This window comes from Bartonella sp. B12(2025) (genome assembly GCF_053795135.1).
Genome location: NZ_CP200031.1, coordinates 1,361,419 through 1,376,539, shown reverse-complemented (window position 1 = coordinate 1,376,539; position 15,121 = coordinate 1,361,419). Strand labels below are relative to the sequence as shown.

Below are 15,121 nucleotides of genomic sequence, written 5' to 3'. Positions count from 1 at the left end.
CTGGAATAAGGAAGTTATGAGGAAAGCGCTGTAACAATTTGTGGTGCACCAAAAACAATGCCAATACCAACACAAACAAAGAAGGTTTTACGCAATTCTATATAACCGGCAATCCATGCAATACCAACACCGGCAACTGAAATTGTTGCAATAGCTTTTGCAATAGGTCCTGTTAAAGCATTTACTATTTGGTCAAGAGAGCTTTCAATTGTTCCGAAGCTTTGCGCATATGCTGGATCGCTTAATACTATAAATGCACAAAAAAAATGGCTCACTACAATGCTTATGCTTCTTATTGCATTTATAGTATTAAGCGATCCAATATATGTGCAAAGTTTCTTAATGAAATGAAAAAACTATATGGTTCCTTAAACGGCGCCACTGATTTGTCCGCTTTACAAGAAATGTTCAATAAACAAGGTAATAATTTCACTTTATCTTCTGATTTTAATCATTTTGAACAATCGATAGATGGCACCGGTAGCGGTGGAAATACTGGAAAATGGACAGAAAAACTCTTCTACAAAGAGCCATCAAGCGGTGCGGGATCAAAAGCAGCAGTTGATGCTTTTTACCAGCAAGAAGTCGAAAAACTGCATAATCGTAATGTAGGGCAAGCAGCATTAGGTGAATCGGTTTACAAAGAGGCTGTTGAAATCAAAAAAGCGGTTAAAAAGCTCTCTGAAAAACTTAAAAATGCCAAAACGGCTGCTCAAGTCCAAGACGTTCAAACACAATTATCAACTGTGCAAGCAGAATTGCAAGCACAACTCCTACAAATGCAAGCCGCTGCCATGATTCAGAAAGCGCAAGAAAAAGCTGCACAAATCTGCGCTAGAGAAGAATTTAATGCGCGATACAAAGATTATGCGAGACAACTGCTATGCAAGCGCAAAACAAAGAGAGGGAAAAATCATGAACAAAACCACCATAACAACTTTGCTTCTTTGCACCGGAATTATCGCTGCTGGGTGTGAAAAAACCTATAGCGTAGCCAACTTTAAAAAAGATGAAAAATTACGTGAAGAATGGATTGTCAGATGTGGATGGACAGGACATTCGAAAAACTGTGAAAATGTCCGAGTGGCACAACATCAAATCGATGTAGAACGCAGAAAACAAGCGCAAGAAAGAGCTCGTAAAGAAGAAGAACTTAAACAAATAGAAGAAATGAGAGCTAAACGAATAGCAAAAGAACAAGCTTACCACTAAAAATGGGAGAGAGAAGCTGAGAAACGAGAAAAAGAAGCAGAAGAAAGATGGAAAAAAAGCTGCAAGAACTCACCGAGAAAGTCGAAAAAACACAGTCACAGCTATTTAATCAAGAGTAATCATATTCCCAAAACGTAATCAAGTGAATATATATGATGCTAGAAAATGCTGATGCACACGTTTTTGATGCAGCAAATCAAAACACTGGATGGATTGAAATAGGAATGTTTATTGTTAACTGGGCAGCTGGTATTATTTGCATAGCTATTATTGCTATATTTTGCACGGTTGGTTTTATCGTCTCAATGTTAGCACAACTTGGCTTATTTCTTGTTATATCGTTAGGACCACTGTTTAAAGGAAAGTCTGCACTTTTAGAAATTACAGAAAAAGGAGCTTTTAAAGTTCCTTTGAAGACCCCTTAAAAAAACTGTGAAAAAAATGAATTGGTGCAAAACAAGGTAGCAAATAGTGCAAAACGAGGCGGCAAGCTACAAATAGCTGGTTAATAAATGCAAAACACCTATGGAGCGGGCGATGGGATTCGAACCCACGACCCCAACCTTGGCAAGGTTGTGCTCTACCCCTGAGCTACACCCGCTCACCGATTCGAAACATATTTTGCTTCAGATATTGCTTGTATGGCGTAGGCTTTTGAGAATTGCAACAAAAAAATAACATTTTAGTTTGATTTATTTTGCTGATGTTTCAAAAGAGGAAATAAAGATTGATTTTAAGAGTCTCCCTTTAAATAAATTGCCTTCTACGATTATTACAAATGTGGGGGGAGTGACGATGTTTAGAGTAGTCAGTTTGTATGTTGATGTTACAGCTATTTTTACAATGAATAGCTTTGCAAAGCCAACGGAGAAAGTTAAAGTGGCAATCACGCGAATTATGTTGCATCGTGCTGCGGATATAGTTCGCAAAGGGGTAGGGGATGTTATCGAAGAAAATGGCTATAAAATGGTGAAAATTTCGAGCGCCTTTTTTATCAGTACAGAGCAATATTTCTACAGCAATGCAGGTTGCACGTAATTTTATTGGTGATAAACCTGATGTGATTGTTACAATTAGCACATCTTCAGCACAAGTAGTGCTTGTGGTAGCAAAACAATTCTTATTGTTTTTGCTACAATTTTTGATCCTACCGGAGCCAAAATAATGTTTGTGAGCGGTTATTGAATGCGCGACAAAGATTCTCAGTAGATTTCCATTAATATGGCGTTGCTACAATAAAAGTGCGTTAAATTTTCATGAGGATCTTTGGATGAGTGTATTTACGTTTTCTGGTGCTATAGAATTAGGCGGCCTTAATTTATGCGTTTGTTGAACTTGGAGTTATTTTTCATTTCGCGTTTTATATTTTCCTGATTTAAACTGTAGGTGATTTATTTTGTCTTGGATCATCGGTGTATGATATCTTGGTTCTTCCAGGTATGTCATTATGGCACGCGCTTTTTGTATGGTATAATGACATGTTCATTAACAGCTTTGCTGAATTTACATGTTGGCATTTAAAACCTCTTAGCTTCAATTTTAACAATGTCAGTTACTTTATACAATTAATCTTCGTATTATGAGGATTATAAAAGGCTCTAATGTTAATTTGGCACTGGCTGATACTGCTTTAACACTCTCGTATAATCTGTTCGGTTTGCCTGATATTTTTGTGCATTCTCTTTTTGATGGTACGGTATTACTGGTCTGTGGCATTTTTTATTTGGTGCTTTTGAGAAAGTAAAACATGTCTTGCTGTAAGAATTGATGTTGATTCACAAATAGCTACGGCGCAAGAGATTCATATGTTAGCGTTGATTTATTTGGTATGGATTTTTCAAATGCGTGTGTTGTACTTGGTGGTTCTCTTTATATTCAAACGGTGATTGTTATTGATATATCGGTGGAGCTGGTATGATTGTTGTCGGTTCGGCGGCACTTAGTTATCGGTGGAACTTTATTTTGTATGTGCAATATTTTTGGATTATTGTCAGTTGTCTTGTGGAATCTGTGCTTTACTGCGTTACAGTGCAATTTGCGTTTGAGGGAAATAGGACTGGTACTGATATGTCGGCAGATTTTCAGTTAAACATGGTACTTTTAGTTGTTTCAATCCTTATATCACGGCAATTGGGAAGGCATAAACGTGATTGAGTTTTCTCATGTCGGGGTTGCTTTTAAATCGCAGATGCTTTTGGAAAAATAAGTTTTAATTGATATTAACCTCAAGGTTTATAGGGACAGTTTTTTTGCGATTATTGGTTTAAATGGCGCTGGTAGATCAATTTTGCTCTATGTTTTATCAGGCGCAACTCTCCTTAAAGATGTCAAGTGGTGATAATGGACAAAATGTTTCTCGACAATTGATGAGCAAGTGAGCTGGGAGAGTTGCTTGTATTTTTTAGGATTTGTTAATGGAAAGCTGCGGGTCTTTAACAATTGAGTGAAATTTTGCTCTTGTAGTTTTTCGGGAGCGTTATCGTGGTTTATATTCAGCCTTGAATCATGAGAAACGGCAATTTTTTCAAAATGAAATTGTCCAACTAGACATTGGTCTTGAAGCGTGTATCCATAATTCATGGACAGTTTGTCAGGTGAACAGTGTCAAGCAGTTTGCCTTATGGTGGATGGCTACTTTAGTGCATGTGGATGTTTTATTGTTTGATGAATGTACCTCAACATTAGATTCAGGAATGGCTGGTTTTGTGATGCGGTTGATCGAAAAAATTGTTGAAGAGAAAAGATTAACAGCTATTATGGTGACACATTCTGTGTGTCAAGCTTTTGATCACGGAGATTGGATACTGATGTTACATGCTGAAAAAGTGATTTTAGATATGTGTCAAGAAGAACGTAAATTTTTAAATGTAAATGATTTAATTGGCATGTTTCAAAAAGTTTGCGAGAAAGCTCTTGATTATGATGAACTTTTAATGGATTAATATTTTGGCTCAGAAAAAAGCGCATGAAGTTGATCATTTTTTGACGCATTTTTCGCGTTCTTTTCCTATTGTTCTCATTTACGGTTCAGATCGCGGTCTTGTTTGTGAACGTGCGCAACGCTTTGCTAAGCTTACACAGATAGCGATAGAGGATCCATTTTCAACTATTCGTTTGGATGCAGCTGAGATTGATAAAGACCCTGCCCGTTTGGAAAATGAAGCGCGCACTTTATCGCTTTTTGGGGGAGATCGTTTGATATGGATCTCTAATGGTGCGAACCAAAAAGGTTTTCTTAAAGCCTTGAAGCTTTTAATTGAGGAACCACCAGAAGCGTGTTTTATTCTCATTGAAGCAGGAGATTTGAAAAAAGGAACAGGGCTGCGCAATGTTGTGGAAACGACAGCAAAAGCGATGGCTCTTCCTTGTTTTGCAGATGACGCTCGTTCTCTTGATGGTCTGATTGATGAGGTTTTAGGTGATTTTAAGAAGACTCTTTCTTTAGATGCGCGCAAGTGGTTGCACGAAAGTTTGGGAGGGGATCGTCTTGTATCACGGAGTGAATTGGAGAAGCTTTGTCTTTACGCTTCGGATGTTCATATTAGTCTGGAAGATGTGAAAGTTATTGTGAGCAATGTGAGTGCTCTTTCTCTGGATGAAGTGATAGATGCTCTTTTGTTGGGTGATGTACGAGGTTTTGAGACTCATTTTAGCCAACATGCAACGTTGCATGGTACACTTTTTTTTATTTTGAGTACGGCACAAAGGCATTTTCAACAATTGCAGCTTTTGCGTTATCAAGTTGAGGTTGAAGGGAAATCTCCTTTTACAGTGATTGCTCAGGCACGGCCACCGATTTTTTTTCAACGGAAAAGAACGGTTGAGCAAGCTTTAAAATATTGGAAGTTAGAACATATTTCCTACGCAATGGAAAGAATTCAGAGTGCTGTTTTAGACAGCCGTAAAAACCCACTTTTAGGAGAAGCTATCATTCGCCAAGCTTTGCTGGGACTTACAATTATTGCGCGGCGCCAAATGGCTGCTTAAAATATTTAATTGTATTTGTGAAAGTCTATTTTAAGACCTTGAAAATTTTATAAAATGAATTTTTCTCTCAAGATTTATTTGTTTTTTGAAAGAGCAAGGTGGTGGTCTTCAAAAGGTAGAAGTGACGTAGTTTGTATCTATCATTTTTGTAATCTGTTATGATAAAAGCGAGAGACCTATGGAAAGAAAGTTTTTTGTTTTTATGAGCTTTGATAAAAGGTGAATGCTGTTTTTATCAGCGAATTTATCTAACAATAAGGATGTTAAAGGTATTATTGTTTTAAAACCTTCTTGTTTGCAGAGCCAGTTTACCTCATATGGATTTGATTTATAAAATCGTGGGAAGAAAAAATTCTTTTAGAATCACAGTATCTTTTTGCACGATTTGTTTAGTGGAATTTTCAACATTCGAAAAACTTGTGTTATTTATTGCTGCCGTAAGGCTTTGCACGGTATAACTCAAGCACTTTATGGAGAAGTAACATCTGCTTATATTTCAGGGGAGCTTTTTGAAATAAAATCGGTGATGTTTTGTGCAGAACGGTTATTCTTATTGCTCAAGAATTTGAAAGAGAGCATTTGTATTTTGTGCCGTGATGCATGCTTGTGAGCAATGAATTTACGGGTTTTATGGTTTGATATTATATTGTCTGTTATTAATCTTTTGGTGTATTTTCAGGTAAAAATGATCTGTTAGTGGTTTGTACAGGTGATTATTGGGTGATTCGTAACTTTATTATTTATTCTTTTTTCGGTTGTAGTTTTTAAAATGTTTGATACATAAACCTTGAACAAACAGATGAACAAATTGTAGCTTTGTTGCCGTTTTCCAAGAGTCTTTAAAAGGTGAAAGATGCTCCATATTCAGTTTGACAAAATAACACTTATTGGGATCGGTCTTATTGGCTCTTCTTTAGCAAGAGTGATTAAAAAGAAAAATCTCGCAGCTCAAATTTCTATTGCAACGCGTCGGCAAGAAACATTGAAAAGAGCGCGCGAATTGGAACTTGGGGATTTTTATACAACGAATAATGCAGAAGCTGTTGAAGGAGCAGATTTAGTTGTTATTTCTGTTCCTGTTGGGGCGAGTGCGGAGGTAGCAAAGACTATTCGTGATCATTTAAAGCCAGGGGCGATTGTGAGTGATGTTGGCTCTACAAAAGCATTGGTTATTGAAGAAATGGCGCCTTTATTGCCAAAAACGGTTCACTTTATTCCTGGTCATCCGATTGCAGGAACAGAATATTCAGGACCGGATGCCGGTTTTGCTGATTTGTTTCTGAAACGCTGGTGTATTTTAACGCCTTTTGCTGAAAGTGATGCTGTGGCTATAGCGCAATTGACAGCGTTTTGGGAAGCTTGTGGTGCACGTGTTGAAAAAATGGATCCTAAGCGTCATGATCTTGTTTTGGCTGTTGTCTCGCATTTGCCGCATTTGATTGCGTACAATATGGTTGGGACAGCTAGTGATTTAGAGAAGGTGACCAATTCAGAAGTGATTTCTTATTCAGCTTCAGGCTTTCGTGATTTTACCCGTTTGGCCTCTTCTGATCCTGTTATGTGGCGGGATATTTGTTTGCATAATAAGAATGCTATCTTGGAAATGCTGAGCCATTTTAATGAAGGTCTTGCGTATTTAGAGCGCGCAATCCATCAGGGAGATGGGGATGCACTGTTTAATTTTTTTACGCGCACACGGGCAGTGCGGAGCAGCATTATTGCTGCTGGACAGGAAATTGATGTACCTGATTTTGGACGCCATGTGGTTCGTAAAGAGAATATATAAAGTAATGATATTGTTTATCTTGAATTCGCGGCGAGATTTTTTTGTGAACAACCCTGTGTGTATTTGTGTTTAATTAATCTCCAGGGGTGATGAGAGGACTTTCTTCAAGATGGGTATGTCCATGTTTGTGTATGCAATGAGGGTTTGTCGTTGTTTTGTTATGGGTAATGGTGAGGATAAAGGTTGTAGTGATTGTATACACGATATTGTGAGGCGATTATGCTGCGACACTCTAATCGTTTTAGATCATTGACGAGATCCATTAATGCATCTTTTGTGGTCTGATATAAATTGATTGCACTTGATTATAATTGTTCTTGCTTTTTGTAAAAAAATATTTTGTTTATAAAGTATATATAAGCTTTTTATAATTTATTTTTCTTTTGAAGAAAGGTTTTTTAAAGAAAGTATTAAACTTTGATAAAAAATGTATTTAGATATAGTTATCGTATTCTTGTAAATGCAGTAAGCCATTATTTGCGTGATAATGGAAATGCTTTTGCGAGTCATATTGCATTGTCGGGGCTTTTGTCGTTTTTTCCTTTTTTCATTTTTGGAACTTCTCTTGCTAGTTTTCTCGGGGCTTATACGTACACACCGCAAAAAATCAAAGCGCTCATACAGTTATTGCCGGATGCGATTGCAGAGCCTTTGTCTCAGGAGATTATCAATGTTTTAACCACTCAGCGAAAAGGTCTACTAACGATTTCTATTGTTGGAGCAGCATATTTCGCCTCTAATGGGGTGGAAGCTTTGCGTACGGCCTTGAATAAGGCTTATCGCGTTGTTGATCGTCGTAGTTTGTTATTTTGTCGTTTGCAAAGCTTATTTTTTGTGATCATTGGAGCAATCGGTCTTGTGGTGCTTAGCTTTTCATTAATTGTGGTGCCTTTGTTGATTAAAATTATGCGAAATCATTCTTCTTTCATTACTGAATATATTGGAGTAGTTCGTTTATGGCACTATGCAATTGTATTGGTTGTTCTCTTCATAAGTCTTTTAATTGCTCATAGATGGTTACCGGCTGGGCAGCGCAGATTTATAGATATTTTGCCAGGAATTTTGGCGACAATCTTCCTGTGGTGTGTGGCTTCCATTGCCTTTGCTCAATATCTCGCAATGTTTGATTACATTTCTACCTATGCAGGGTTAGCGTCTATCATGGTTGCCATTATTTTTCTTTACATGTTGAGTGCGATTTTTATTTTTGGAGGTGAAATTAACGCGGCAATCATGTTTTATCGCGATCATTTACAACATTCAAATGAATGAAAGAATTTGCATGTTGAGTGAAAGTAAAGATACGGATGCACGAACAAAACCTGTCATCACTTTGTTGGTTGATGCTGATGCTTGTCCTGTAAAGCCTGAAATTTATCGTGTTATGAGCCGTTATCAGATAAAAACGTTTATTGTGGCAAATCGTTTTTTGGTTCTTCCGGATGAAGTGCTTCTTGAAATGGTTGTTGTCGCTGAAGGGCCTGATTGCGCAGATAATTGGATTGTAGAGCATGTATATGAGGCTAGTATCGTTATCACAAGTGATATACTTTTAGCGGCACGTGTTGTACAGGCTGGAGGAGGGTGTCTTTCACCGACAGGACGCGTTTTTGATACAGGTTCAATTGGTCAAGCTTTAGCGATGCGCAACCTTATGGAAGATTTGCGAAGACAAGGCAATATGACAGGAGGTCCACGTCCTTTTTGTCGCAAAGACCGTTCTATTTTTTTGTCGGCACTGAATTTAGCTATACAGCGTTTAAAAAGACGTGGTTATTAGGCCTATTGTGTTTCTTTAATAACAGCTTTTATGAGTGCTTTGGCATCATCATTGGCCCATGGAGCCGAACCATTGAATGAAGCAATGAGATGGCCATTTTTATCGATCAAAAATGTGATAGGCAATCCTACAGCGAGTCCTTGTTTTCTAAGGTTGTTGAAAATATTCATTGTTTTATCGCGGTAGTAGTCTAGATTATCGGCATGAGCATCATGTAAAAGTTTCTGAATTTTTTCAGGAGAAGCAGTGGCATCGATATTAATAGCCATGACATCGAAGTTTTCTCCACCCATTTCACGTTTTAACTGCCCAAATTCTGGAATTTCTGTGCGGCACGCTATACACCAAGTGGCCCACAAATTGATAAGCATTGGTTTTCCAGTAAATTCAGCAAGTGTATGGTCTTTACCTTCAATATCCTTAAAAGAAAGTTTGGTCATATCATAGGGAGTATCGGCGAATCGCATGTGGGTAAAAAAGCCTTTAGCTGCTTTTCTTATTGCTGCCATTTTTTCTTCTTGTGTTTTGCCGGCATTTCTTTCTTGTGCTGTTGCCACTGAAATAAAATTAGAAAAGAGGGACTCTTTTTTGTTATGTTGACTTATTATTGCGTATAAACTCAAAGCAATAAAAGATGTGATGAAAAGCTGTGTTTTTTTACTGATAAGAGTTTGAGAAATCATAATTTTTGTCCTTTTAATAGGGCTTTGTGGGTATGATGAATAAGAAGTTTAACAATCAAATATGGGGTGGTTAGTTTATAGCAGGACTTTTTGCAATTATGGAAGAAATTAACGCTTCAATTGATTTTGATCAGAAACCTTATTGGCAAGATATTGAAGGCTCACTTTCTTGTGCAAATATGGTAGCGCAAATAAAGGTCATTTTACAATCAGATTATGAAAAAATTATTCATTGTTTAAACTTATTCATTAAAAAATTGAGGCGGTACATTTATTTTTTCACGAAAGCTTGAAGATATTCATATGAGTATTGAAGTGTGGCTGAGTAAATTGATTTTCCCTGTGGTCGGATGTTTGCATATGGTGCAGTGCGTTCACACGATGATAAAGTTGCCGTTAATTTTCGTTTGTGGATGTATCAGACCTTGCAGAGAATGGCGCAAGCTTTGTTGATAAAGCACATTGCTTGCTCGAGCAGAACAACGTGTGTCGATACTTTTATGCTCTAGCTTTACGCATTTACAATTGGTACAGCTTGTAACATTTGGTTATTATATGATGGCTTCTATTGAAATGTTTGGTCGAGATTTATTACGGATGTGTAATGTGGTTGAGCGAATGCATGAATTGCCTTTAGAGGTCGTAGCTTTGGCAGGAGAAAGCTTTCCGATTGGTTGTTTTATGACAGCAGAATCATGAGGTTTTCGAGAACCGACATGTAATTCGATTGATAGTGTTTCTGATTGTGATTTTGTGTTGGAATTTTTAAGCGCTGGTACTTCTTATGTAAGGCGTTTTTCGCATTTAGCCGAAGAAATTGTTCTTGTTTCAGATGAATAATTTCATTTTATTCGTTTATCGAGCGCTTTTCTCACCAGTTTGTCCATGATGCTGTAAGAGAGAAATTCCAATGCTGTGGAACTTATACATGCCAAAATAGAGCAAATGGATGATGCCTTGATTGGGTTGTTAACAGTGATGAAAGGGGATTTCCTTGCTTATTCAAAAGAGATGCAGGAAGATAAAGAATATGTGTTTGATGAGGCTTTTGTTTAGAATTATCGCTGGTAGCAATGACAGGGATTATTGGTGATCTTGAAGTCAATAAAGAAGCTATGAAACAAATAGCTGATTCTGGTTATGCAACTGCAACTGATTTTGCCAATTAGCATGTGCGTGAATTAAAGCCTCCTTTTTGTGAAGCACACCATATTACGGAGTGTGCTGTAGCTTGGCAGAAAAAGAAAAAATAGTGTGGTTTAAATAATTTGTTATTTGTTGAGCTTTAAACGATATGTCTAGATATCAATGCGGCACTTTTTGATTTTTTGACAGTTGAAAAGTCAGTTAAAAGCCGTAAAAGCTTTTGTGACACGGCGCTTTTAGAAGTACTTTATTAAATTGCCTATTGAAAAAACGCCTTGTAACTGTCTGAATAGCTTGATTGTAAATCCAAAAAATGAAAAAAACATCGATAAGAGAGAGAAGGGCATATGAAAATCATTTTAAAGAATTTAACAATTGTCCTTTTGGGATGTGTTGTTATCGTTGGGTGTGGGCGTAAAGGGCCATTGGAGATGCCTTCTTCAAGTTTGGAAAAGCCTGAGCAAAAGACATCTGTTTCCAAAAGTAAAGAAGATAAATCTTTTGTTCTTGATCGTTTGATACAGTAGGAAGAAAGTATGCATTTTTTTCCCTATTATAAAGGCATACTCCACGCTGAAGGCTTTTCGCTTTCTACTCTTGCGCAGGATGTGGGAACACCTTTTTATTGCTATTCAGCTAATGCATTGATTACACGTTTTAAAGACTATCAAAATGCATTTCAAGGGATACCCAGCTTGATTGCTTATGCGGTCAAAGCCAATTCCAATCAAGCAGTTTTACAGCTTTTAGCAGCAAATGGATCAGGAGCTGATGTTGTTTCAGAGGGTGAGTTGCGGCGCGCGCTTGCTGTTGGTATTCCTGCGCATCGTATTGTTTATTCTGGTGTTGGTAAAACAGTGAGAGAGATAGATTTTGCCCTTGCTCAAGATATTTATTGTTTTAATGTTGAATCAGAGCCAGAACTTGAACAATTGTCGCAACGTGCTGTTGCACTTTCAAAAACAGCACGTGTTTCACTGCGCATTAATCCAGATGTTGATGCAAAGACTCATAAGAAGATTACAACCGGAAAGTCTGAAAATAAATTCGGTATTCCATTGTTGTTCGCAAGAGAGGCTTATAAAAAAGCCGCTTGTTTACCTGGGCTGCATGTTTGCGGTATCGATATGCATATTGGTAGTCAGATTTGTGATTTAAAACCGTTTGAGGAAGCATTCCTTATCATCGCAGATTTTGTGCGTCAGTTATGGAATGATGGTTATACGATAACGCATATAGATATTGGTGGTGGGCTTGGTATTGCATACGGTTATGAAGAACATGCTGTATCCTCTATTTTTGATTATGCAGCGCTCGTAAAGAAGCATATTGCACCTTTAGGGATCAATATTATCGTGGAACCAGGGCGTAGCATTGTTGGCGAAGCTGGTGTATTGGTGACATCTGTTCTCTATTTAAAAAAGGGAGAAGGGCGGAATTTTGTGATTGTTGATGCAGCGATGAATGATTTTATACGCCCAACGCTTTATGATGCTTGGCAGAATGTGGTACTTGTAAAACAAGCACCAGCAGATGCATCGCTCATTCGGGTAGATATTGTTGGTTCAGTTTGTGAAACAGGCGATTATTTAGCATTAGATCGCTGTGTGCCAATCTTGGCACCAGGTGATCTCTTGGCGATTACGGGGGCAGGTGCTTACGGTGCAGTGATGGCGAACACCTATAATAGCCGACTTTTGATACCAGAAGTTCTTGTTCAGGATACACGTTATGCGGTCATTCGTCCACGTCTTGATTATGAGCAATTGATAGGGAATGATCATGTTCCAGACTGGATTGAGCGTTCTTAAGTGTTTTTGGTCTTATTTTTACTAAACTTTGATGAAACAATTTATTTTCTGGAGATTGTCTTGTATGGGTTCTATGATTTCAACTCATTACTATAAAAGGGGACAAGTGCTTGTCTATGAGAAATGAAAACATCAAAAGTTTTGCAATAATAAAGCTTTTGTATGTACGCATTTTTATGTGGTTTATCCTCTTTTTTGAGCGGATATGGGTACGGTTGCTGCCGTTTTTCCTAGTTCTCAGTCTTTTTTGTTCGCTTAGTTGGTTGGGTATTTTTGGCATTTTGGGTTATTGGCCACATTTGCTCTTACTTGGGCTTATGCTTTTTTTTTCTGTGGGGAGTTTGTTTTTTCTTGTCGGTTTTCGATTTCCCACAACTAGGGATGTTAATCAGCGTCTTGAACGAGTAAACGGCCTTAAAAATCAGCCTTTAAGCGTTCAAACAGATCGTTTATGCCCCGAAAATGATAAAGATTTCAGTGCGGTTGTTTGGCGTGAACATCAACGTCGCATGGCAAAACAATTATACAATTTAAAAACCGGGTTTGCTTATCCTAATAGTGCGGTTTGTGATCCTCTGGCTCTGAGAACTTTATGTATTCTCTTTTTTGTGTGTGCTTTTAGTTTTTCTTTTGGTCCTTTAGGGGGGCGTTTAGCAGATGCGTTTGATTTACGTCCTATAGTCGATGAAACATCAATGCGGGTTGATGCTTGGGTAATACCACCTACTTATACTGGTGTTGCACCTATTTATTTAACAAAAAGTGAGAAAACACAGCTGGAAGTTCCTGAAGGGAGTGACGTGGTTGTACGCGTTGTTAATGGCTCCGGCATTAAAGTAACGGCAATATCCGAAGAGGATGCACACGAAGTTTTGTTTTCAAAGAAAAATGAAAAAACAACTTTGAATGATCCAATCGTTCAGTTTGAAACACACTTAGAACATTCAATAAATTTGTTTGTATCATCACGTCATAAGCAACACCAGTGGCATTTGCAGATGATTAAAGATAAAGTACCGACAATTCATTGGTTGGAAAAACCAGGGCGGATTTTGACTGGTTCCTTAGAACTTCAGTATGAGTTGGATGATGACTATGGAGTGACAAAGGCTTTCGTTGAAATAGAGCCTTTTTTTAATCAGCAAAAGAGCACTCCTTCTCTTTATAAGGCACCTGAAATAAAGCTTCTTTTACCACGTGGTGGAAAGGGTAAAATGCGGACGGTACAAGATGTATCAGCTCATCCATGGGCTGGCTCGGAAGTCAAAATTACTTTGTTGGCAGAAGATGGTGCGGGGCAGCAAGGCCGTAGCAAAACTTTTGTCATGACGTTGCCACAGCGTGTTTTTTCGAATCCTGTTGCGCGTGCAGTGAGTGAATTGCGTCGTTTACTAGCTCTTGATGCTTCTGCGCAAGAGCATGTGCTCGATATGCTTTCTGCTTTGCTTGTGCGTCCAGAAGAAGGGCTTCAAAATGTCACACATTTTCTTGTTCTACAGAGTGCATGGACAAGGCTTTCTATGGCAGAAACAGAGGATGATTTGTATGGTGTGGTCGATTATTTATGGCAAATTGCTTTGGGTATTGAAGGCAATCAGTCTGAATCTGTTCAGAAAAATTTAAAACAAGCACAAGCTGCTTTACGTGATGCACTTCGTTATGGTGCTCCAGCTGTAGAAATTGAACGGCTTATAGCAGATTTACGTCAAGCTATGGATGAGTATATTCGTGCTTTGTCTGAAAAAGCACAAGATGATAGCAATCTTATTAGTCGTCCCAATCTTTCAGAAGATTCATTACAAAAAAAGTTGAATTTAATTGAAGAAATGGCCAAGATGGGCTCCTCTTTAGCAGCTGAGCAGCTCTTAGCTGAAGTTGAACAGACTCTTGATCATTTGCAAGTTCAAAAAGGCAATCAAGGTGGAGAGCAGAACCAGTCCGCACAAATGAAAGAAAAAATGGATCAGCTTGGAGATTTGATGCGTCGTCAGCAAGAAGTTCTCAATGAAACACATCAATTAGAAATGGAACAACAACGTGGAGAAAATGCACCAGAAAAGAAAAGAAAATCTTTAAAAAAACGCCAGGCGGAGTTACAGTCTGAATTATCAATATTAGAAAAAGAATTGTCAGCGCAAGGTTTTGAACCGAATAGCGCATTCAAAAAAGCAGAAGAGAAAATGAATTCTGCAGAAGATGCTCTTGAGCACGGAAACAATCAAATATCTATACAAAATCAGTCAGATGCTTTAGAATCTTTACGGCAAGGTGCGCAAAATGTTTTAGAAAAAATGCGTGCAATGCTTAAAGAAGCTGGAGACAATCAGAATGCTGCTTCGGGTTCTGAAGATCCATTAGGACGTCCACTTTCTTCAACAGTGGATCAAGAAGGTGCGATTATACCACAAGAAAGTGATCAAATGCGTGCACGGCAGATTTTGGAAGAAATTCGCACACGTCTTGGTAAAGAACATATTCCAGAAGCAGAAAAAAATTATCTTGAGAGGCTGCTTCATTTTAATTAACCGCTGTGTTTTTCTTTTAACTGATGTCAAAAGAAACGCGCTGGAAGCCTTAATAGGGCGCAAAGTTCAAAGATAAAGAACATGATCAAAGTGCTTGTAAAGGAGTGATCATAAAAATTTTCTGTACGGCTTTTTCGTCATTTGGGTTTAAAATATGAAATATTAAAGTTTTTCCCATTGCGGAGAAAAGG

Annotated in this window: 15 protein-coding genes, 1 tRNA gene and 2 pseudogenes; 15 read left to right on the top strand and 3 right to left on the bottom strand. The window is 38.0% G+C overall.

The features are described 5' to 3' along the window. Positions 1-14 precede the first annotated feature (14 nt). Positions 15-305, bottom strand: coding sequence for a TrbC/VirB2 family protein (locus V3564_RS06155; protein WP_455481471.1), 291 nt, complete (start codon positions 303-305; stop codon positions 15-17). 42 nt (positions 306-347) lie between these two features. Here V3564_RS06155 and V3564_RS06150 point away from each other — a divergent pair, with 42 nt between their 5' ends. The 3 genes from V3564_RS06150 to V3564_RS06140 all read left to right on the top strand — a co-directional run bounded on the left by V3564_RS06150 (position 348) and on the right by V3564_RS06140 (position 1,637). Then, complete coding sequence (locus V3564_RS06150) at positions 348-977, top strand: type IV secretion system protein (protein WP_455480692.1); 630 nt, start codon at positions 348-350, stop codon at positions 975-977. Beyond that, entirely contained in the window at positions 916-1,212 is a 297-nt protein-coding gene (locus tag V3564_RS06145; RefSeq protein WP_455480691.1) for an EexN family lipoprotein, read from the top strand. Before V3564_RS06150 ends, V3564_RS06145 begins: the two co-directional genes overlap by 62 nt. A gap of 152 nt (positions 1,213-1,364) precedes the next feature. Continuing rightward, positions 1,365-1,637: a hypothetical protein gene (locus tag V3564_RS06140; protein WP_455480690.1), complete on the top strand. Its 273-nt coding sequence runs from the start codon at positions 1,365-1,367 to the stop codon at positions 1,635-1,637. 101 nt (positions 1,638-1,738) lie between these two features. Here V3564_RS06140 and V3564_RS06135 read toward each other — a convergent pair. After that, positions 1,739-1,813: transfer RNA gene (locus tag V3564_RS06135), tRNA-Gly, on the bottom strand. A gap of 194 nt (positions 1,814-2,007) precedes the next feature. On the opposite strand from V3564_RS06135, the gene V3564_RS06130 reads away from it, so the two are divergent. The 8 genes and pseudogenes from V3564_RS06130 to V3564_RS06095 all read left to right on the top strand — a co-directional run bounded on the left by V3564_RS06130 (position 2,008) and on the right by V3564_RS06095 (position 8,765). Continuing rightward, a complete protein-coding gene (locus V3564_RS06130; protein WP_455480689.1) occupies positions 2,008-2,250 on the top strand; it encodes a hypothetical protein in 243 nt (80 codons plus the stop codon). Positions 2,251-2,482: 232 nt separating this feature from the next. Continuing rightward, positions 2,483-3,366: pseudogene (locus V3564_RS06125) on the top strand (ABC transporter permease). 58 nt (positions 3,367-3,424) lie between these two features. Next, entirely contained in the window at positions 3,425-3,550 is a 126-nt protein-coding gene (locus tag V3564_RS06120; RefSeq protein ID WP_455481470.1) for an ATP-binding cassette domain-containing protein, read from the top strand. Between the two features lie 160 nt (positions 3,551-3,710). After that, positions 3,711-4,154: a hypothetical protein gene (locus V3564_RS06115; RefSeq protein ID WP_455480688.1), complete on the top strand. Its 444-nt coding sequence runs from the start codon at positions 3,711-3,713 to the stop codon at positions 4,152-4,154. A gap of 4 nt (positions 4,155-4,158) precedes the next feature. Continuing rightward, positions 4,159-5,199 (top strand): DNA polymerase III subunit delta, encoded by a 1,041-nt coding sequence (holA, locus tag V3564_RS06110; RefSeq protein WP_455480687.1) that lies wholly within the window; start codon positions 4,159-4,161, stop codon positions 5,197-5,199. A gap of 853 nt (positions 5,200-6,052) precedes the next feature. Continuing rightward, positions 6,053-6,985, top strand: coding sequence for a prephenate/arogenate dehydrogenase family protein (locus V3564_RS06105; RefSeq protein WP_455480686.1), 933 nt, complete (start codon positions 6,053-6,055; stop codon positions 6,983-6,985). Positions 6,986-7,402: 417 nt separating this feature from the next. Next, entirely contained in the window at positions 7,403-8,257 is an 855-nt protein-coding gene (locus V3564_RS06100) for a YihY/virulence factor BrkB family protein (protein WP_455480685.1), read from the top strand. Positions 8,258-8,267: 10 nt separating this feature from the next. Continuing rightward, positions 8,268-8,765 carry a YaiI/YqxD family protein gene (locus tag V3564_RS06095; protein ID WP_455480684.1) on the top strand — a complete coding sequence of 166 codons (498 nt, stop codon included), beginning with the start codon at positions 8,268-8,270 and terminating at the stop codon, positions 8,763-8,765. Between the two features lie 2 nt (positions 8,766-8,767). Here V3564_RS06095 and V3564_RS06090 read toward each other — a convergent pair whose 3' ends face one another. After that, entirely contained in the window at positions 8,768-9,448 is a 681-nt protein-coding gene (locus V3564_RS06090) for a TlpA family protein disulfide reductase (RefSeq protein WP_455480683.1), read from the bottom strand. Between the two features lie 77 nt (positions 9,449-9,525). On the opposite strand from V3564_RS06090, the pseudogene argH reads away from it, so the two are divergent. From argH to V3564_RS06070, 4 genes and pseudogenes are all read left to right on the top strand, one after another. Further along, positions 9,526-10,848, top strand: a pseudogene (argH, locus tag V3564_RS06085) (argininosuccinate lyase). Between the two features lie 93 nt (positions 10,849-10,941). Beyond that, a complete protein-coding gene (gene lptM / locus V3564_RS06080; RefSeq protein ID WP_455480682.1) occupies positions 10,942-11,121 on the top strand; it encodes an LPS translocon maturation chaperone LptM in 180 nt (59 codons plus the stop codon). A 9-nt stretch (positions 11,122-11,130) separates the two neighbouring features. Further along, the gene (gene lysA / locus V3564_RS06075) at positions 11,131-12,405 is read left to right on the top strand and encodes a diaminopimelate decarboxylase (protein ID WP_455480681.1); all 1,275 of its coding nucleotides are present in this window, start codon (positions 11,131-11,133) and stop codon (positions 12,403-12,405) included. Positions 12,406-12,521: 116 nt separating this feature from the next. Further along, on the top strand, positions 12,522-14,930 hold the full coding sequence (locus V3564_RS06070; RefSeq protein WP_455480680.1) for a TIGR02302 family protein: 2,409 nt from the start codon (positions 12,522-12,524) through the stop codon (positions 14,928-14,930). Positions 14,931-15,121 lie beyond the last annotated feature (191 nt).